General features: G+C 50.5%; 20 protein-coding genes. All 20 read right to left on the bottom strand.

Going from position 1 to position 18,047, the window contains the following annotated elements:
- Positions 1-8: 8 nt before the first annotated feature.
- The 20 genes from hisC to VFK44_12845 all read right to left on the bottom strand — a co-directional run bounded on the left by hisC (position 9) and on the right by VFK44_12845 (position 18,036).
- Positions 9-1,103 (bottom strand): histidinol-phosphate transaminase, encoded by a 1,095-nt coding sequence (hisC, locus tag VFK44_12940; protein ID HET7629272.1) that lies wholly within the window; start codon positions 1,101-1,103, stop codon positions 9-11.
- 24 nt (positions 1,104-1,127) lie between these two features.
- The gene (gene trpA, locus VFK44_12935; protein HET7629271.1) at positions 1,128-1,949 is read right to left on the bottom strand and encodes a tryptophan synthase subunit alpha; all 822 of its coding nucleotides are present in this window, start codon (positions 1,947-1,949) and stop codon (positions 1,128-1,130) included.
- On the bottom strand, positions 1,921-3,141 hold the full coding sequence (gene trpB, locus VFK44_12930) for a tryptophan synthase subunit beta (GenBank protein HET7629270.1): 1,221 nt from the start codon (positions 3,139-3,141) through the stop codon (positions 1,921-1,923). Before trpB ends, trpA begins: the two co-directional genes overlap by 29 nt.
- Positions 3,131-3,784, bottom strand: coding sequence for a phosphoribosylanthranilate isomerase (locus VFK44_12925; GenBank protein HET7629269.1), 654 nt, complete (start codon positions 3,782-3,784; stop codon positions 3,131-3,133). The genes trpB and VFK44_12925 overlap by 11 nt, the downstream gene beginning before the upstream one ends.
- Positions 3,765-4,544, bottom strand: coding sequence for an indole-3-glycerol phosphate synthase TrpC (gene trpC, locus VFK44_12920; protein ID HET7629268.1), 780 nt, complete (start codon positions 4,542-4,544; stop codon positions 3,765-3,767). Before trpC ends, VFK44_12925 begins: the two co-directional genes overlap by 20 nt.
- Complete coding sequence (trpD, locus tag VFK44_12915; protein ID HET7629267.1) at positions 4,537-5,559, bottom strand: anthranilate phosphoribosyltransferase; 1,023 nt, start codon at positions 5,557-5,559, stop codon at positions 4,537-4,539. The genes trpC and trpD overlap by 8 nt, the downstream gene beginning before the upstream one ends.
- Positions 5,552-7,072 carry an anthranilate synthase component I gene (gene trpE, locus VFK44_12910; protein ID HET7629266.1) on the bottom strand — a complete coding sequence of 507 codons (1,521 nt, stop codon included), beginning with the start codon at positions 7,070-7,072 and terminating at the stop codon, positions 5,552-5,554. The genes trpD and trpE overlap by 8 nt, the downstream gene beginning before the upstream one ends.
- Before the next feature lie 188 nt (positions 7,073-7,260).
- Positions 7,261-8,340 carry a 3-dehydroquinate synthase gene (aroB, locus tag VFK44_12905; GenBank protein HET7629265.1) on the bottom strand — a complete coding sequence of 360 codons (1,080 nt, stop codon included), beginning with the start codon at positions 8,338-8,340 and terminating at the stop codon, positions 7,261-7,263.
- Between the two features lie 2 nt (positions 8,341-8,342).
- A complete protein-coding gene (gene aroC / locus VFK44_12900) occupies positions 8,343-9,515 on the bottom strand; it encodes a chorismate synthase (GenBank protein HET7629264.1) in 1,173 nt (390 codons plus the stop codon).
- A 30-nt stretch (positions 9,516-9,545) separates the two neighbouring features.
- A complete protein-coding gene (locus tag VFK44_12895; protein ID HET7629263.1) occupies positions 9,546-10,319 on the bottom strand; it encodes a protein-glutamate O-methyltransferase CheR in 774 nt (257 codons plus the stop codon).
- Between the two features lie 64 nt (positions 10,320-10,383).
- A complete protein-coding gene (ndk, locus tag VFK44_12890) occupies positions 10,384-10,827 on the bottom strand; it encodes a nucleoside-diphosphate kinase (protein ID HET7629262.1) in 444 nt (147 codons plus the stop codon).
- Positions 10,828-10,882: 55 nt separating this feature from the next.
- Positions 10,883-11,851 carry a heptaprenyl diphosphate synthase component II gene (gene hepT, locus VFK44_12885; protein HET7629261.1) on the bottom strand — a complete coding sequence of 323 codons (969 nt, stop codon included), beginning with the start codon at positions 11,849-11,851 and terminating at the stop codon, positions 10,883-10,885.
- A gap of 2 nt (positions 11,852-11,853) precedes the next feature.
- The gene (locus VFK44_12880; GenBank protein ID HET7629260.1) at positions 11,854-12,585 is read right to left on the bottom strand and encodes a demethylmenaquinone methyltransferase; all 732 of its coding nucleotides are present in this window, start codon (positions 12,583-12,585) and stop codon (positions 11,854-11,856) included.
- Positions 12,586-12,588: 3 nt separating this feature from the next.
- A complete protein-coding gene (locus VFK44_12875; protein HET7629259.1) occupies positions 12,589-13,374 on the bottom strand; it encodes a heptaprenyl diphosphate synthase component 1 in 786 nt (261 codons plus the stop codon).
- 74 nt (positions 13,375-13,448) lie between these two features.
- Positions 13,449-13,679 carry a trp RNA-binding attenuation protein MtrB gene (gene mtrB, locus VFK44_12870; protein HET7629258.1) on the bottom strand — a complete coding sequence of 77 codons (231 nt, stop codon included), beginning with the start codon at positions 13,677-13,679 and terminating at the stop codon, positions 13,449-13,451.
- Between the two features lie 43 nt (positions 13,680-13,722).
- Positions 13,723-14,295: a GTP cyclohydrolase I FolE gene (gene folE / locus VFK44_12865; GenBank protein HET7629257.1), complete on the bottom strand. Its 573-nt coding sequence runs from the start codon at positions 14,293-14,295 to the stop codon at positions 13,723-13,725.
- A 166-nt stretch (positions 14,296-14,461) separates the two neighbouring features.
- Positions 14,462-14,734 carry an HU family DNA-binding protein gene (locus VFK44_12860; GenBank protein HET7629256.1) on the bottom strand — a complete coding sequence of 91 codons (273 nt, stop codon included), beginning with the start codon at positions 14,732-14,734 and terminating at the stop codon, positions 14,462-14,464.
- A 271-nt stretch (positions 14,735-15,005) separates the two neighbouring features.
- Entirely contained in the window at positions 15,006-15,560 is a 555-nt protein-coding gene (locus VFK44_12855; protein HET7629255.1) for an acetate uptake transporter, read from the bottom strand.
- A 130-nt stretch (positions 15,561-15,690) separates the two neighbouring features.
- Positions 15,691-17,169 (bottom strand): stage IV sporulation protein A, encoded by a 1,479-nt coding sequence (spoIVA, locus tag VFK44_12850; GenBank protein ID HET7629254.1) that lies wholly within the window; start codon positions 17,167-17,169, stop codon positions 15,691-15,693.
- Between the two features lie 153 nt (positions 17,170-17,322).
- Entirely contained in the window at positions 17,323-18,036 is a 714-nt protein-coding gene (locus tag VFK44_12845) for a hypothetical protein (protein HET7629253.1), read from the bottom strand.
- Between the last annotated feature and the right edge of the window lie 11 nt (positions 18,037-18,047).

The raw sequence follows: 18,047 nt of genomic DNA, 5'->3' as shown, positions 1-18,047 counted from the left end.
GCAACTCCTTACTGCGTTTGATGTTGGAAATAATGTTGCAAATGTTCGATGATGTCGTCGTTCTCGTCCTCGCTCCCGATCGTAATCCGAACCGCGTTCGGGTAACCGAGCGCCGTCCCGGAACGCACGATGTAGCCTTTTCTGAGCAAATAATCGTAAATTTCATCGCCGCTTCTTGCAAAATCAATCAAGATGAAATTGCCTTGCGAAGGATAATACGTCAACTCGTGACGACGACAAAAGCGATAAAACTTCTCGAGCCCTTCTCGATTTAATTTTCGGCAGTGATCGATGAACGGTTGATCTTCCAACGCGGCCGCGGCGGCCAATTGCCCGATTCGCGACGTATTGAACGGCTGTCTGACCGATTCAATGGCTGCAATGACGCTCGTGTTTGCAATTCCGTATCCAACACGTAGCGCAGCTAATCCGTAAGCTTTTGAAAAAGTGCGGGTGATGACCAAATTCCGATGCTCGTTCATGAAAGACAAGGTATCCGGATAATCGTCGGCCACGACATACTCATAATAAGCTTCGTCACAGACGACGAGAACTTTCTCGGGAACTTGACTCAAGAATGATGCGAGTTCCTTGTCCCGAATGTATTCTCCCGATGGATTGTTGACCATGCAAAGCCAAACGATCTTAGTCTTTTCGTCGATCGCCTCGATCATTCGTTCGAGATCGTGGCGCCCGTCCCGTACAGGTACTTCGCGAATTTCCGCACCTTCGACGACCGCGTTATGCTTGTATTGCGGAAATGTGGGCGCAGCCATGACCGTATTGTCGTCGGCCGTCAAATACGCCCGGCAAATCATTTGGATCACTTCATCGGATCCGTCGCCGAAAATTAAATTTTCCGTACCGACGTTCAAAAAATGTGCGGTTTTTTCTCTTAATACCGTTGCGTACCCGTCCGGATACACAGCCAATTCACTCATTTCCTTTTCAATCGCTCGTTTCACCGCCTCGGAACAACCGAACGGATTTTCATTCGACGCCAGTTTCACGATTTTTGTCAAACCGAGCTCTTCTTGGACGTCTTCCACGTTTTTGCCGGGTTTGTACGGCTTTAAATGTTGCAATTGTCGTTTCGCTTGCATCAACCAAACACCTCACCGAAAATATTAAGTTGCTATCGTCCGTCCGTTGAGTTCCAAAATAAACGTTTTCAACCGGAGGAGTGCTTGCGGCCGGGTTTCCGCAGAAGCCAACGCATGGCTGTGCCGAGAAATTTCGCGAACGATCGCACTTCCGACGATCACCCCGTCGCAATGACCTTCAAGTTGATTCACTTGCTCGCGACTCGATATGCCAAATCCAACGGCGACCGGGATGCTGCTGAATCGCCTGACCATACCCAAAAACCGATAAACGTTCTCGTGAAACTCCCCGTCCCTTACACCCGTCACCCCGAGCGAAGACACGCAATAAAGGAATCCTTCGGCATTTTCGGCGATCCTTTTCAATCGATCACTGGACGTAGTCGGCGCAACGAGCGAAATGAAAGCGAGCCCGTTCTTCGCTGCCGCTTCCCGCAAAACGCCGCTTTCTTCAAACGGCAAATCAGGTACGAGCAGCCCGTCAATGTCTTGCGTCCGCGCCAGCTCGAAAAATTGATCTTCCCCCAATTGTAGCAAAAGATTGTAATAAGTAAATACAAGAATCGGAACTTTTACCCCTTTGGCACGCATCGCCGGTACGAGTGCCATTGCCTTTTTCAGCGACATCCCTGCCTGAAGCGCCCTCTCCGAAGCTGCCTGAATGACAGGACCATCGGCAAGCGGGTCGGAATAAGGAATGCCGAGTTCAATGGCGTTTGCTCCTGCCTCCTGCAAAGTGACCGCTAAATCAATCGTCGCTTCCGCATTTGGATCCCCCGCTGTAATAAAAGGAATGAACAACGGGCGCGCGCCGTTTTCAATCGACTGTCGAAAGCGTTCGTTCATGGCTCTCCCTCCCTAATCGCTCCATTAATGTATGCACATCTTTGTCGCCGCGTCCCGATAAGCAAATGACAAGCTTTTCGTCATTTTGCATCGACGCCGCTTCCTTCAAAGCCTCGGCGATCGCATGTGCACTCTCTATCGCAGGCAAAATGCCTTCGGTGCGCGAAAGCACCGCAACAGCTTCCAACGCTTCGTGATCGGTTACCGCACGGTAAACGACACGTCCGCTTGCGTGCAAATGTGCATGTTCGGGACCGACGCCCGGATAGTCGAGGCCGGCCGAAATCGAATAAGGTTCTTGAATTTGCCCATCCTCGTCTTGCAGCAAATACGTGAGTGATCCATGCAGTACGCCTTTGCGGCCGCACGTAATCGTCGCCGCATGGTTGCCCGACTCCACGCCTTCTCCGGCCGCTTCTACGCCGATAAGCTTAACTTGATCGTCGAGAAACGGATAAAACATGCCGATCGCGTTGCTCCCGCCGCCGACACATGCGACAACAACATCCGGCAAGTGTCCGAACGCATCCATACATTGCTGTTTCGTCTCGTCGCCGATGATGCGCTGAAAATTGCGGACCATCTTCGGATAAGGATGCGGACCGACCACAGAGCCGATTAAATAGGCGGTGTCGTCCACGTGCGTCACCCAATAGCGAATCGCCTCGTTCGTCGCATCCTTCAACGTTTTGCTGCCGGATGACACGGAAACGACCTCCGCACCGAGCAGCTGCATGCGAAACACGTTCAACTTTTGCCGTTCGATGTCTTTTTCGCCCATGAAAACTTTGCACTCCAACCCGAAACGCGCAGCGACGGTCGCCGATGCAACCCCATGCTGTCCTGCTCCGGTTTCAGCGACGATTTTCTTCTTGCCCATCCGCACAGCCAACAAGGCTTGCCCGATCGCATTGTTAATTTTATGAGCGCCGGTGTGGTTAAGGTCTTCCCGCTTCAAGTAAATGGCCGCCCCGCCGATTTGTTCAGACAATCGGCTCGCGTGCGTAAAGGAAGTCGGCCGTCCCGAGTATTCACGTAATTCTTTCTGATAGCGATCGCAAAACGCTTCATCGGCCATCGCTTCATCCAACTTTGTTTCAAGTTCTTCCAGCGCGTGCATTAACGTTTCAGGGACATATTTCCCGCCAAACGCCCCGAACCTTCCCCGCGCATCCGGAAGTTCAGTTCCCATGGTACCTCATCCTCTCCTCTAATTCTCTCATTTTCCGTCCGCTCTTTTCGTTCTGTTCTTCGATTCCGCTGGCGAGATCAATGCCGTCAATGTCGTAAGCGAGTACGTCGTCAATATTCTCGGGACGAATGCCTCCGGCAATGAAACAAGGCACGCCTTGGCGTCTCGCTTCCTCCATGTAGCCGGGGATCGCCCGCCAATCGAAAGAAAACCCCGTTCCTCCCCATTGACCGGCAACTTTGCAATCAACCACGTACCCTGCCGCGATTCCCGCGTAAGCTTTCATCTTATCCAACGCGCTCCGTTCATGATGAATCGCTTTCCAAACCGGAAGCCCAGTTGCCTCGGCAATATCGGCGACCCTTTCGGGCCGCTCGCTTCCGTGGCATTGAATGATGTCCATGCGAACAACATCGGCGGCCGATATTACCGATTGTTTCGTGGCATTGACAAATAACCCGACGACCCGCTGATGGGCTTGTAAAGGAACAGCTTCAAGCCATTGTGCAACCGCTTCTGGTTCGACGAACCGCTTGCCGTGCGGCGTTAACAAAAATCCGAGATAATCCGCCCGGCTTCCTGCCGTTAGCTTGACGTCCGCCAATGAACGGTTGCCGCAATATTTAACGAGCAGCCGCGTCAACAAACTCACCCCCGTCAAACAACGACCGGACGGCGGCACCGGGATCTTTCGACTTCATAAGCGCTTCGCCGACGAGAACGGCTTGCGCACCGCAACGTTTTACGCGATCCAGATCGGAACGGTTGAAAATGCCGCTTTCGCTGATGAACAACGTGTTTTCAGGCATGAAAGACGACAGCTTTTCCGTCGTGTCAAGAGACGTTGTAAATCTCGCTAGATCGCGATTGTTGACGCCGATGATTTCCGGCGTGAAGCGTTCAAGCACACGATGCAACTCAGCTTCTGAATGCACTTCGACTAAACAATCGAGCTCCAGTTCACGAGCTTGCACGTACAAGTCATGAAGGGTTCCGGCATCCAGTACCGCTGCAATTAACAATATCGCGTCCGCACCGATAAGTTTGCTCTCCGTGACTTGTTTTTCGTCGATGATGAAATCCTTCCGCAATACCGGAAGTTTCACACGTTCTTTAATGGCCGGGATGTAGTCACGATATCCTTGAAAAAACGTTTCATCCGTCAACACCGAGATCGCGTCCGCGCCTGCATCCTCATAACGCGACGCAATATCGACCGGATCGAAATCCGCTCGGATCACTCCGCGCGAGGGAGAAGCTTTTTTGACTTCGGCAATCAATCCGAGATCGCGATTCGGATGTTTTAACGAATGCAAGAAGGAAATCGACGCGGCAGTCGCCGCTGGCGGCATGACGAGTTCACGAACTTCTTGTTGTTTCACCTTCAAAATTTCCTTAAGCATGAAACTCGACCTTTCCCGCCTGCTGCATGGAAAGAAGATGGTCCCGCACCTGTCCGCTTTCAATCGCTCCGCGTGCTTGATGGATGCCTTCGGCAATCGTATCAGCGCCACCTGCGACATAAAGAGCTGCTCCGGCATTAAGAAGGACGATATCCGTTGCCGATCGGTTGCCTTTTCCGTTCAACACTTCACGAATCATTTCGCCGCTTTCAGCAGCCGAATGAACTTGCAAATGCTCCATTCGTCCGCGATTCAAACCGAAATCTTCCGGCGCGAATCGACTTCGCGTAATTTGGCCGTTTTCGAGAAATACCGCGTCCGTATGGGACGTGATCGAGCATTCGTCCAATCCGTCGCCGCCGGTGACGATCATCGCCCGTTCAGCTCCGAGATTTCGCAGCGTTTGCGCCATTTTTTCTGCAAACGAAGTATCGAACACGCCGATCAACTGGCGCCGGCTGCCAGCCGGATTCGTTAACGGCCCGATTAAATTGAAGATCGTGCGAAAACCGATTTCCTTCCTCGTCGGTGCCGCATGCTTCATGGACACGTGGTATTGCTGCGCGAACAAAAAGCACATATGATGCTCGCGCAGCGAGCGGACCGCCTCGTCCGCACCGCTTTGCGTCGGAATGCCCAAATAATCCAAGACGTCAGCGCTTCCGCTCTTTGAAGACATCGCGCGGTTGCCGTGTTTGGCAACCTTCACTCCCATCGCCGCAACGACGAGTGATGACGCTGTCGAAATGTTAAACGTGGAGCATCCATCTCCGCCGGTTCCGCACGTATCAACGACTTCCATATCGTGATTGACCGTTACGACATGTTCCCGCATCGAACGGGCAAACCCGGTCATCTCGTCGGTCGTCTCGCCGCGAAAGCGGAGAACGGTCAACAGGCTTGCGATTTGAGCGGACGACGCCTCACCCGACATCATGATGTCCATCGCCTGTTTCGCTTCGGTTTCCGTCAACGCATCGCCTTCGACAACTTTTTTTAAATATTGTTTAAACATGAAGCCCTTCCCCTTTCCTCGCGAAAAGTTCTTCCGCCATTTCAATCGCCTTGAGCAACGCTTTCGCTTTGTTGCGCGATTCTTCCCATTCAAGCTCGGGGTCTGAATCGGCGACGACTCCGCCGCCTGCTTGCACATAGGCGGTTCCGTCCTTGATGACCATCGTGCGAATCGCAATGCACGAATCGATGTTACCGTCGAAACCGAGATACCCGACCGCGCCGGCGTACAAATTTCTCGCCGTAGGCTCGAGTTCTTGCAAGATTTGCATCGCCCGAACTTTCGGAGCTCCGGACACCGTGCCTGCTGGAAACGCCGCAAGCAACGCATCGACGGGAGCCATGTTTTCACGCAGCCGTCCGGTGACTTTCGAAATCATGTGCATGACGTGCGAGAAATAAGAAATTTCAGTAATGACCGGCGTTTGTACCGACCCGAATTGCGCCACTCGCCCGACGTCGTTTCTAGCGAGATCAACGAGCATGAAATGCTCCGCTCTCTCTTTTTCATCTTCGAGCAATTCAGCCGCCAATGCTTGATCCTCTTCCTTCGTGTCCCCGCGACGGCGCGTTCCAGCAATCGGGTGAATCTCTACATGTCCGTTTTGCACTTGCACAATACGTTCCGGGGAGCTGCCGACGACTTCAAACCCGTCAATTTTCAAATAAAACAAATACGGTGAAGGATTGATGACTCGCAATACCCGATAAACATCGAGACCGGAAACGTTGATTTTCCTTTCGAACCGCTGCGACGGGACCGCCTGAAAGACATCTCCGGCACGAATATATTCCTTCACTTTGTTGACCGCTTCGATGTATTGACGCTTTGAAAAATTCGAACGCACTTTGGAAAAATCGACGAGCTTGGCATCGTGCGCCGGCATAAAGAAATTTCCATTCACGTTTTCCCCGTTCAACAAGCCGAGCAGCCGGTCGATTTTCGTTTCCGCTTCCGTAAACAGCCGCCGTTTTTCCTCCTTCGTTTCCGTTCCGTCCATCCGAACGTGAAAGAACACGTACAACTCGTGATCGACATGATCGTACGCAACAATCGTTTCGCAAAACAAAAACGTAAACCGTTTGAAATTCAAGTCGTTGTGCGGATGCACCGGAACCGGCTCAAACTCGCAAACCGCATCGTAAGCCATGCAGCCGACGGCTCCCCCGTAAAACGGAACGGTCGTATCCAACGGTTTGACGTTTAAATATTCAATCGTTTTTTGAAAAAGTGTGCGGAAATCTTTGCTCTCCAAACGCGCCCCGGTCTTAAGGTCGTCATATCCGAAACCTTCGGCTTCTTCGCTTAAACGGCCGTAAGGATTAAGGCCGATGAACGAATAACGGGACCAAAGCGAAGCCGGATCTCGGCTTTCGAGTAAAAATACCGCTTCTTCTTTCAGTTGTTGAAACATTTGAATGGGCGTGAGGGTGTCGACGAAAAATTTTCGCATCAGCGGGATGGTATGGTAACGTTCCGCATCGCGAAGAAACGCCGATTGAAGTTGGTTCATTGCGTATCTCTCCTCTCCTCGGAGAATGAGAGAAACGTCTGAGTGGGTGGATAGAGGAAAAAAATATAAAAAAACCCGAAGCACGTCAGCCTCGGGATAGACTCAATGATTCCCCGGCTCTGCTCTGCTCAAACGTTCTCATTCTCGACTCAGCTAAACTTTGCTCTCAACTTGAAATTAGTGTCATTCTAGCGGATCGAATCGTTCATGTCAATCCTTAATTGTCGTAAGATGAACGCATCCTCGAGAAAAACGGTTTCCACTTCCCCGACCCGTTTCATGAGAACGAAGCGAATCCGCTCGTTTTCCGCTTTTTTATCACGTTTCATCCTGGCCAGCAACGCCTCCGCATCAAGGATTTCGGGAATTGCAACCGGATAACCGAGATCCTGCAGCCATTCCGTCATTCGAGCAATCGGAAGCTTGTTAAGATAATATGCTTCACTCAACCGCATGGCGAATAACATTCCAATGACGACTGCTTCCCCGTGCGTGATCGCTCCGTAACCAAGTTCAGCTTCAAGGGCATGGCCGAGCGTATGCCCGAAATTCAAGTGGGCGCGAACGCCGAGTTCTTTCTCGTCGGAGGCGACAATGTCGGCTTTGACGCGAATCGACCGCGGCAAAATGTGCTCAAACGTTTCAGCCGCCAAATGTTCGCCAGTAGGGATCGCTCGACGAAGATCCTCGAACATTGCCGCATCACGAATAAGCCCGTGCTTAATGACTTCGGCAAACCCTGAACGCACTTGTTCCATCGGAAGCGTCGAAAGCGTTTCGGTATCAAAGATGACGGCATCCGGCGGATAAAACGAGCCGATCAAATTCTTGCCGAACGGATGGTTGATCCCGGTTTTGCCGCCGACGCTCGAATCGTGGGCGAGAAGCGTCGTTGGCATTTGAATGAAACCAATGCCGCGCATGTACGTGGCTGCGATGAAACCGGCTAAATCACCGACGACGCCGCCGCCGAGAGCGACGACCGCGCTTTTGCGATCCAACCCTTTTTCAAGCGCAAAGGTCAGTCCATCATAATACGTTTCGAACGACTTCGCTTGCTCCCCGTTTTTGACGGTAAACGCATGAACCCGATTTTCTTTAAGTGCGACCGCCACATCATCCAAATAGCGAGCGGCCACAATATCGTCGCTGACGATCAAATAAGTTGAAAAATCTTTCGGCAGCCACTCGACGAACCGATGACGCAGTCCGGGGCCAATGTGAACCGGATATGTCTTCGTTGCCGAAACAACGTCGAAATGCTCCATCGTTAAAATGTCCTCGCCCATTCCGCGTGGTTTTCATACGCTGTGCGGATCTCTTCATAACGATCGCCGCCGAATTTCTCCAAAAACGCATCTGCGATCTCCCAGGCAACGACTGCCTCCGCTACGACGCTCGCTGCCGGCAACGCACAATTGTCCGTCCGCTCAATGCTCGCTGCAAACGGCTCCTTTGTTTCAATGTCCACGCTTTCCAGCGGCTTATACAGCGTCGGAATCGGCTTCATCACGCCGCGTACGACGATCGGCATTCCCGTCGTCATCCCGCCTTCGAAACCGCCGAGGTTGTTCGTTCGCCGGCGGTAGCCGTCTTTCTCGTTCCACGTAATCTCATCGTGCACTTCGCTGCCAAATCGTTTCCCGGCTTCAAACCCGAGCCCGAATTCAACGCCTTTAAAAGCGTTGATGCTCATCACCGCCTGCGCGATTTTCGCATCCAATTTCCGATCGTAATGCACATGACTGCCGAGCCCCGTCGGTACGCCTTCGACGATCACTTCAACGACACCGCCGATCGAATCACCGTTTTCCTTCGCTTTATCGATCTCCGCCATCATTCGCTTGGCCGCCTCATCGTCAAAACAACGCACCGGTGACGCTTCCGTCACTTGCTGTAACTGCTCAAGACTTTCGTAATGCGTGTTTTTCGCCTCGACTTTTCCGAGCGACACGACATGGCCGCCGATTTTGATGCCGAACGGCGCCAACAATTGCTTGGCAACCGCCCCTGCGGCCACACGCATCGTCGTTTCTCGCGCCGATGACCGCTCAAGCACGTTTCGCAAATCGCGATGGCCGTATTTGATCGCTCCGTTCAAGTCGGCATGGCCGGGACGCGGACGCGTCACCCGCTTTTTAATCTTCTCTGCCTCTTCCTCGCTGATCGGATCCGCACCCATAATCTCTGTCCAGTTTTTCCAGTCTTTGTTTTCCACGACGAGCGCGATCGGCGCACCCGTTGTCTTGCCGTGCCGGATGCCGCTTAAGATTTGCACTCGGTCTTTTTCGATTTGCATGCGCCGGCCGCGCCCGTACCCTTTTTGTCTTCGCGCCAGTTCTTCATTAATGGTTTCGGCGGTGATTTCAAATTGCGAAGGCACCCCTTCCAAAATCGCCGTGAGCTGCGGTCCGTGCGACTCCCCTGCCGTCAAGTAACGCATTTGTTCTCCCCTTCCTTTCCCTAGGATTTGTTATCTTTTTCTGTAAAAAAACGTTTGTTCCGCGCTGAATCCGTACCGTTCCGGATCGAAGATTTGTTCGGTGCTTCCTACGAACAATATCCCTCCCGACGTAAGCGAATCCTGGAACCTGTCGTACAAAAAGGCTTTCGCTTCATTCGTAAAATAAATCAAGACGTTGCGGCAGACGATCAAATCGAAATCCCGGGCGATCGGTTCGGAAAACAAATCGTGCTTGATAAAACGGACATTAGCTTTGGCTGAATCGGAAATGCGCCAACCAGCGCCGTCTTGGACGAAAAATTCCTGTTTCCACGATTCAGGCATTTCCGCCATCGATCGTTCCGAGTAGGTTCCGACTTTCGCTTTCGCCAACGCTTGTTCATCAATATCAGTCGCGATGATTTCGAACTGCGGCTGCCGCATAGTTTGGGAAAGCAAAATTGAAAGCGTGTACGGTTCTTCGCCCGTGGAGCATGCTGCGCTCCAAATTTTCAAACGGCGGCGTTCTTTCATTAGCCGGGGCAGCACTTCCGTTTCCAGAACCGTCCATCTTTTCAGATTTCGAAAAAAAGACGAAACATTGATCGTCATTTTATCGAGAAAGATTTGCTTGAGTTCAGGGCGTCTCATCATCGCCTCGTGGAACGAAACAAAATTCGAAAACCCGTGTTGTTCACACAGCGCCGCCAACCTTCTTTTCATTTGCATCTCTTTGTATTTCGACAAATCAACGGAAAACGACCGTTTCGTCAATTGCACAAATTGTTCGTAATCGTCTGTCATCGTCTTCTCCCGCATAGTTCAACGTTAACGAAAATCAGCCGAAAGCGATCGGCTGATTTTTCATTTACACCCAATGGTTAATGGTTTTGTTGTACGATAAAAGCTCGTCCTTGTTAAAAAACAAGCCAATTTCCCGTTCCGCCGATGCAGGCGAATCGGATCCGTGAATGATGTTCTGGCTCACTTGAACCGCGTAATCCCCGCGGATCGTGCCGGGAGCCGATTCTGAAGGGTTTGTCGCCCCCATCATGTTTCTTGCCGTTGCGATCACGTTTTCGCCTTCCCAAACCATGGCGAAAACCGGAGACGATGTGATGAAATCGACGAGATCTCCGAAAAACGGACGCTCTTTATGTTCCGCGTAATGTTGTTCGGCAAGTTCTTTGGAGATCGTCATTAATTTTGCGCCGACGAGTTGAAATCCTTTTTTCTCGAAACGGCCGACGATTTCACCGATCAAATTGCGTTGTACACCGTCAGGCTTAACCATTAAAAATGTTTGTTCCATGTAATCTCCTCGCTTTCCGTAAAAAGTTTATCAAAAAACATCGTTCATCACAACGTTAATATTTCCTGCGGCCGATGTATCCGGCAATCTCATGGAGCGATCGTTTTGCTTTGACGTCAGGCAACCCGTCGAGCTCGTTTAAGGCTTTTTGCAAATACCGGGCGCTTAACTGTTGCGAGAAAACGATCCCCTCCGATTCTTTAACATGACGCAACACTTGCTGCCACGTTTGTTCCCCGGCCGCTTCGTCGTTCAAAAAAGCGATGATCGCTTCTTTTCTTTGCGGATCCTTTAAGGCGCGAAGCACCGGCAATGTAATGTTTCCTTGTCTCAAGTCGCTGCCGGCAGGTTTCCCGAGTTGTTTTTCCGTTCCCATGAAATCTAAAATATCGTCGGTCATTTGGTAGGACATTCCGACATAGTATCCAAAGTTGCGCAGCCTTTTCGAAAATCGCTTGTCACATCCGCCGGCGATCGCGCCGAGCTCACAGCTTACGGCAATTAACAACGCAGTCTTTCGCCTCACTCTGCGCAAATAGTTTCGTAAAGTTTGGTTCCAATTATACAAATCGCGGATTTGCGCGATTTCCCCGAGACACATTTCTACGATCGCATCTGACAACACTTGGTGCAATGTTGGGTTCTCGATCGAAGCCACCCATTCAAGCGCGCGCGAAAACATGAAGTCGCCCGTATACATCGCCACGCGGTTGTCCCATTTGGCTTTGATTGTCTGGCGGCCGCGCCGCAATTCGGCGTCGTCGATGACGTCGTCGTGGACGAGCGAAGCCATGTGAATCAATTCGAGGGCGACGGCGACTTTTTTCATTTCCGCCGGAGGTGCTTCGCCGAATTGGCCGCACAGCAAAACAAAAACAGGCCGAATCCTTTTTCCGCCCGCTTTCAATAAATGAATCGAAGCTTTTTGCAATTCCGGATGATCCGCGTTCACGGCGGATTCCAATTCTTTTTCGATACACGAAAGATCTGAACGCAAATCACGGTAAAGTTCTGTCAGTTTCATGATTACCCCTTGATTCCGTTTTCTTTCCCGCCGGGTTTTTCTCCGATATGGAGGGCGGCAGCCCCTCCCGCATACGATTTAACTTGAACCTTATGCAATCCCGCATGCTCAAACCATTCGGCCAACTCCTGCCTCCCGGGAAATTCGCTTGCCGATTCGTGCAGCCAAGCATATTCTCGATAGCTTTTCGCAAACAATTTTCCGAGCAGCGGCATGACATAATGAAAGTATAAATAAAACAGCTGGCGGTAACCGAACAGCGTCGGTTGCGACGTCTCGAGGCAAACGACTTTCCCGCCCGGCCGGACGACGCGATGCATTTCGCGCAGCGCTTTCATTCGATCTGGAACGTTGCGCAATCCAAATCCGATCGTCACGTAATCGAACACATTGTCGTCGAACGGTAAATTCATCGCATCTCCGAGAACAAGACGCAAGTTGTCGAGTCCGGTTTCGTGAATTTTCCGTTTGCCGACCTCCAGCATATTTTCGCTGAAATCAAGCCCGACGACTCGACCGCCGGAACCGACCGTTTCGCCAAGGGCGATCGTCCAGTCCGCCGTTCCGCAGCAAACGTCGAGCGCGCTGTCCCCTTCGCGAATTTGCATGCGTTTCATTGCGTCTTTCCGCCAAACTTTATGACGTTGAAAGCTAATGATCGAATTCATGAAATCGTAGCGATCGGAAATCGTTTGAAACACTTCATGAACCCGTTCTTCATTCGGCTTGCCCATGGGTCATCCTTCTTCCGCAAGCTTTTGCTGCAATCCGGCCGATTCGATGAACGATCGTTCAAAATCGACGTCGACGTTGCGCTGAAAGGTTGAATCGATTGCAAACAACCGTTTGACTTTCTCGATGGAGTTCACTATGTAAGGATCGATCAACTTCGTGAAAGGTTGAAAACGTGCGCTGTCATACAACGATTTCGTCACTTTTGTCGGAGTTGCCGATAGATGCGACCTTCTTTCCGCCATCAAGCGGCGCATGAAGAAATAATGTTCCATAAAATCTCCCCATAACGGCAGATGAAAATAGTCGGCCGTGTCTTTGAGCAACGCCGTTTCGATAATTCGCAAATGGTCGACGGACTGCTCAAAAAGATCCGCGTCGTTGTACAAAAACATTTTATGCTCGTTCACTTGTTGGATCGAACGAGCCAATTTTCTTATGAAACGAATCTCGCCCATTTTTGTCAACAAAGCATAATAAAGCCCGCTGTAATAGTCCCCGCCCAAAATGACAAGCTGACGCCGCGTTTTCGACGTTTCGCTGTCTTTGTTCGTAACGGAAATCGTATCGTGGGCATCTAGAGCCGCTTGAACGAGCATAACCGTTGTCACATAAGTAAAAATGTGCTCTTCGGAATGCTTAGTATCAAGAAACATGCGGTATAGCATAATTGCTTTTTCTTCGTCCAAATGAGGCAATTCCGTATGTTTTGCTAAAAAAGAATGGTGCATTTGTTCGCGAATATGACGGATCAATCGATCTTCTTTCTGTCGTACGACTTGGTCATCCATGACGCTTATCCCCCAACATGTCTCACGCTTAAGTCTCGTTGTATTATATCATACCGCATGTGCGGGAATAAACATTAAGACTGGCCGTCGCTTTGCATTTCGCCGTGGCGAGTCTGGATCAAAGCCTTGCCGCGCACTTTGACGGCTGACGTATGTTCCGTAAACTGCGCGATCATCACTTCCCCTTTGTCAAGTTTTTCGGAATGATGGAACCGCGTGTTGGAACCGCGCGTTAACCCGATCACATTGACGCCGTCTTCCTCCGCCTTGATCACGAAAAAATCGTTATGAAAATTCGAATCCATCGTTTCGCTCCTCACTGTTGATCATATAATTTCGCCGCCAATGTCATGAGCGGCCTTTAATCAAACTGAATACTTCCGCGCGTGACGCAGAATCTTTTTCAAACACGCCGCGAACAGCGGAAGTTACCGTTTTCGAGCCCGGTTTTTTCACCCCGCGCATCGTCATGCACATATGCTCCGCTTCCACGACCACGATCACGCCATGGGGCGTTAAGGACTCGACCATTGAATCGGCGATCGTTGACGTGATTCTCTCCTGCAGCTGCGGTCGGCGCGTAACCGCTTCGACGGCTCTCGCCAGTTTGCTCAAACCGGTCACTTTCCCGCCTTTCGGGATGTAACCGACGTGGGCCACTCCGTAAAAAGGAATGAGATGATGCTCGCACATCGAGTAAAACGGAATATCTTTGACGAGCACGAGTTCTTCATGGTCTTCTCCGAAAATGGTGGCGAAATATTGTTTCGGGTCCTGTTTCATGCCGGCGAACACTTCCTCGTACATACGCGCTACCCGTTTCGGTGTATCGACGATTCCTTCTCGATTCGGATCGTCTCCGATCGCCTCGATGATCATTCGGACCGCTTGTTCAATTTTTTCTTGGTTCATTGTCGTCATGCCTTTCCTCCAAATTGCCGTACATACGCTCCAACAAAATTCTAGCAGATGGGACGTCCGAGTGCAAAACTGGCAGCCTCGACCGATGGGTGAATGAAGCAAAAATAAAAAGAAGAGTCCCGCGAAGAGACTCTTCCTCTTTCTCTATGCCCTATGTATAACATGATTATTTAACAGCGTCTTTTAGGGCCTTTCCTGGCTTAAAGGCCGGAACTTTGCTCGCAGCGATTTGGATTTCTTCTCCGGTTTGCGGGTTGCGCCCTTTGCGCGCCGAACGCTCGCGTACTTCGAAGTTGCCAAATCCGATCAATTGGACCTTGTCACCTTGTTGAAGCGAACTAGAAATCGTTTCGAACACGGAGTCTACAGCTTTCGTAGCGTCTTTTTTCGACAATTGTGCACTTTCAGCAACAGAATTGATCAAATCCGTCTTGTTCATCGGTTTCACCTCCTCAAATCGAGATCGTTTCTTACATTGTTGAACAAAAGTTTTGCATTTTATACACGATGACCGTGAAAACAGGTGAAAAGACGATTACCGCTGCCGTAACGGCCAACGTCTTTAACAACGCCTATAATAAAGGAAACCGTCTTGGAATTCAACACTTTTCTACAAAAACAGCAAAAAAAATGGCCAAAATCTTCATTTTTGGCCAAAATTTCTTGGGTTCAGTATGAAAAAATCTCACCACGTGCACTGGAAGAAATAATTATTTAGCAAACGGTTTTCCGAGCGGAAGGATGTCGCGTCCAGCCGTTTCGTTAAGAACTTCCGCAGCCGACGTGTAAAGGGCGGTCAAACCGCACAACAGGCCGAGCCAACCACCGATTTGGCCGACGTTCGAAGCCCCCCATTCCCCAATAGCAAGTAAAACATACGTAATCCATAAAGTCAGGAAAACGAAAAAAAGCGCCCGATTTAAATGAAACGTGCCGATCCATAAGAAAAAAGTCAATAACCCCCAAAAAATCAAGTATGCTCCGACGCCTGCCGTCGTCTCGAAGTGAAGGAGCAAATAAAACGAAAGCCAAAAAGCTCCGTAGGAAGAGAAAGCAGTAGCCGCAAACGTGTCTCCGCGCCGGAACGACCACATTCCAGCCAACAACTGAGCGATCCCTCCGTAAACGATCGCGAGCGCAAGAACCATCCCCATCGCTCCATCAGAAAGCACACCTGCATTTACAAGACTCAACAGCACCGTCGTCAGTCCGAAACCGGCCAATCCTAACGGAGCCGGATTGGCAATGCCTGATTGGTTCGCCATGCTGTCCACCTCTTTGTATGATGAGTAAGTATTCACTCTTTGAGTCATTTTATCGAAAACATCTCAATCATCTCTCTTATAAGCGGAAAACAAGATTAATGGCAAGGAGAGACTCCAAAACACGGAGTCTCTATAAAATAATCGCGATGAGTCCGCCGGAACCTTCGTTAATGATTCGCTCAAGTGTCTCTTTCAACTTGTAGCGGGCGTTTTCCGGCATGAGCGACAATTTGGCTTGAATGCCTTCACGGACAATCGAATTTAACGAACGGCCAAAGATGTCGGAGTTCCAGATCGACAGCGGGTCTTGTTCGAAATCTTGCATTAAATAGCGGACCAGCTCTTCGCTCTGCTTCTCCGTTCCGATGATCGGGGCGAATTCCGACTCTACGTCGACTTTGATCATGTGAATCGACGGAGCGACGGCTTTCAATCTCACCCCGAAACGAGAACCTTGCCGAATGATTTCCGGTTCATCGAGACTCATGTCTTGCAAAGCCGGCGCGGCAATGCCGTATCCGGTTTGCTTCACCATGACCAATGCGTCGCTTACTTGATCGTATTCCGATTTGGCATGCGCGAATTCCTGCATCAGCTGCAGCAAATGATCTTTGCCGCGGATTTCCACGCCGACGACTTCTTTTAAAATTTCGTCGTATAAATTATCCGGCGCATACAAATCGATTTCGGCAATCCCTTGCCCCATCTCGATACCGGCCAGCTGAGCCTGTTCGATGAAATCGAAATCTCCGAACTGTCCAACGACGCGGTCGACATCCCGTAATCTTTTAATGTCTTTGACAGTTTCTTTGACCGCTTCTTCATAGCTTTCGCGCAGCCAATGGTCCTCATTCAATACCATGACCCAGCTCGGGAGGTTGACGTTCACTTCCAAGACCGGGAATTCGTAAAGCGCTTCACGCAACACGTTGTAAATGTCGTGCTCTGTCATGTTTTCAACGCTTTGCGCGAGCACGGGAATGTCATATTTTTCCGCCAAATCCTCACGCAAATGTTCGGTTTCCGAATGGTGCGGATGAGCCGAATTTACGATCATGATGAACGGCTTGCCTACTTCCTGCAGCTCTTCAACGACACGCTCCTCCGACTCCACGTAATCGGAACGCGGGATTTCCCCAATCGATCCGTCGGTAGTGACGACAACACCGAGCGTCGAGTGCTCCTGAATCACCTTCCTCGTGCCGATTTCCGCCGCTTCCTGAAACGGAATCGGCTCTCCGTACCACGGTGTATTCACCATGCGCGGTCCGTTTTCATCCTCGTACCCTTTCGCGCCGGGAACCGTATAGCCGACACAATCGACGAGTCGGACGTTCACTTCCAGTCCTTCTCCGACGTGTACGGCCACCGAATTGTTCGGAATAAATTTCGGTTCCGTCGTCATAATTTGCTTGCCCGCGGCACTCTGCGGCAACTCGTCCTGCGCCCTCGCTCTGTCGGATTCATTCTCAATGTTCGGTACGACGACGAGCTCCATGAACTTTTTAATGAACGTCGACTTCCCCGTGCGAACGGGCCCTACGACTCCCAAATAGATATCTCCACCCGTTCTCTCGGCGATATCCTTAAAAAGATCGACTTTTTCCATTAAATCCCCTCCCGGTCGGTTGGTATGCAACCTAGCATTCCGTTGGATAGTATATGAGTATGACGTTGTCCATTATTTATGACATTTCGTCTTGGACGACCCATAAAAAAATCCCTCCCTTAATAAGTTATTGAATCAAGGAAGGGAAAATGCTTATTTTACTAAAAAGACCGGTTCACCGTTGGCGTCGATCGTGTACGGGACGGATTCCGCCGGCACGAACGGGGAATGGTTCACCAACATTTCGCGGATGTCTTCTCCTGTTTCGAAATCGCCGCCGTATTTGTTCAGAAACGCATACAAATCTTGACGGTAATCGATCGAAACATCGACGTCCGCATCCATGACGAAGCCAAGCAGATGCCCGGTAAACGGACTTGTGACCATCGGCGTCTCATCATACCCAAGCGCTTCGTAATCAATCGTATAACGTTTCGGGACAATCACTTTGCCGAGCGGCGCAAAATGATGTTCATACCAATACGCGTTCACTCTTCGCTGCACTTCCCGCACTTTTTCGAGCGTCGTCAAGTCCACGACTTTCACGGTCGGATTTCGTTCGACATCAACGAGAACATATTCATAAATGCCTCCGTTTTGAAAGGCGTTGTCAGGGGCATCCGGAAGATAAGCTTGCAAGCGGCGGAAGTCGATCGGATATTTGATATAGATCGGCGTCGTCATCGTGCTGTTTTTTATCGGCAATATGCCTTTATCTTTCTGAAACTCATCCACAGCTTCTTGAACCGCATGAAGTTGCGCTTGATAAACATGATGTTGGATTTCGACATTTCCTGTATAGCCGCATCCGGCAAGCATCAGGCATGCGAGAATCAAAACGAAGCTGCACGTTCTATTGAATGACATGGCTATCCTGC

It is taken from the genome of Bacillales bacterium, assembly GCA_035700025.1.
In the GTDB taxonomy this organism is placed as follows: domain Bacteria; phylum Bacillota; class Bacilli; order Bacillales; family DASSOY01; genus DASSOY01.
The sequence above is the reverse complement of the archived record's forward strand: the minus strand, read 5'-3'. Positions and strand labels throughout refer to the sequence as shown.

Bases quoted from the DNA above. Each gene is read 5' to 3' on its own strand.
- trpE (HET7629266.1), bottom strand. From the start codon at position 7,072: ATGAACCAACTTCAATCGGCGTTTCTTCGCGATGCGGAACGTTACCAT.
- mtrB (HET7629258.1), bottom strand. From the start codon at position 13,679: ATGGATTCGAATTTTCATAACGATTTTTTCGTGATCAAGGCGGAGGAA.
- folE (HET7629257.1), bottom strand. From the start codon at position 14,295: ATGACGACAATGAACCAAGAAAAAATTGAACAAGCGGTCCGAATGATC.
- VFK44_12880 (HET7629260.1), bottom strand. From the start codon at position 12,585: ATGGGCAAGCCGAATGAAGAACGGGTTCATGAAGTGTTTCAAACGATT.
- VFK44_12895 (HET7629263.1), bottom strand. From the start codon at position 10,319: ATGACAGACGATTACGAACAATTTGTGCAATTGACGAAACGGTCGTTT.
- trpD (HET7629267.1), bottom strand. From the start codon at position 5,559: ATGTTTAAACAATATTTAAAAAAAGTTGTCGAAGGCGATGCGTTGACG.
- trpC (HET7629268.1), bottom strand. From the start codon at position 4,544: ATGCTTAAGGAAATTTTGAAGGTGAAACAACAAGAAGTTCGTGAACTC.
- VFK44_12875 (HET7629259.1), bottom strand. From the start codon at position 13,374: ATGGATGACCAAGTCGTACGACAGAAAGAAGATCGATTGATCCGTCAT.
- hepT (HET7629261.1), bottom strand. From the start codon at position 11,851: ATGAAACTGACAGAACTTTACCGTGATTTGCGTTCAGATCTTTCGTGT.
- spoIVA (HET7629254.1), bottom strand. From the start codon at position 17,169: ATGGAAAAAGTCGATCTTTTTAAGGATATCGCCGAGAGAACGGGTGGA.
- trpB (HET7629270.1), bottom strand. From the start codon at position 3,141: ATGGGAACTGAACTTCCGGATGCGCGGGGAAGGTTCGGGGCGTTTGGC.
- VFK44_12845 (HET7629253.1), bottom strand. From the start codon at position 18,036: ATGTCATTCAATAGAACGTGCAGCTTCGTTTTGATTCTCGCATGCCTG.
- trpA (HET7629271.1), bottom strand. From the start codon at position 1,949: ATGAACGAACGCTTTCGACAGTCGATTGAAAACGGCGCGCGCCCGTTG.
- ndk (HET7629262.1), bottom strand. From the start codon at position 10,827: ATGGAACAAACATTTTTAATGGTTAAGCCTGACGGTGTACAACGCAAT.
- hisC (HET7629272.1), bottom strand. From the start codon at position 1,103: ATGCAAGCGAAACGACAATTGCAACATTTAAAGCCGTACAAACCCGGC.
- aroC (HET7629264.1), bottom strand. From the start codon at position 9,515: ATGCGTTACTTGACGGCAGGGGAGTCGCACGGACCGCAGCTCACGGCG.
- VFK44_12855 (HET7629255.1), bottom strand. From the start codon at position 15,560: ATGGCGAACCAATCAGGCATTGCCAATCCGGCTCCGTTAGGATTGGCC.
- aroB (HET7629265.1), bottom strand. From the start codon at position 8,340: ATGGAGCATTTCGACGTTGTTTCGGCAACGAAGACATATCCGGTTCAC.
- VFK44_12860 (HET7629256.1), bottom strand. From the start codon at position 14,734: ATGAACAAGACGGATTTGATCAATTCTGTTGCTGAAAGTGCACAATTG.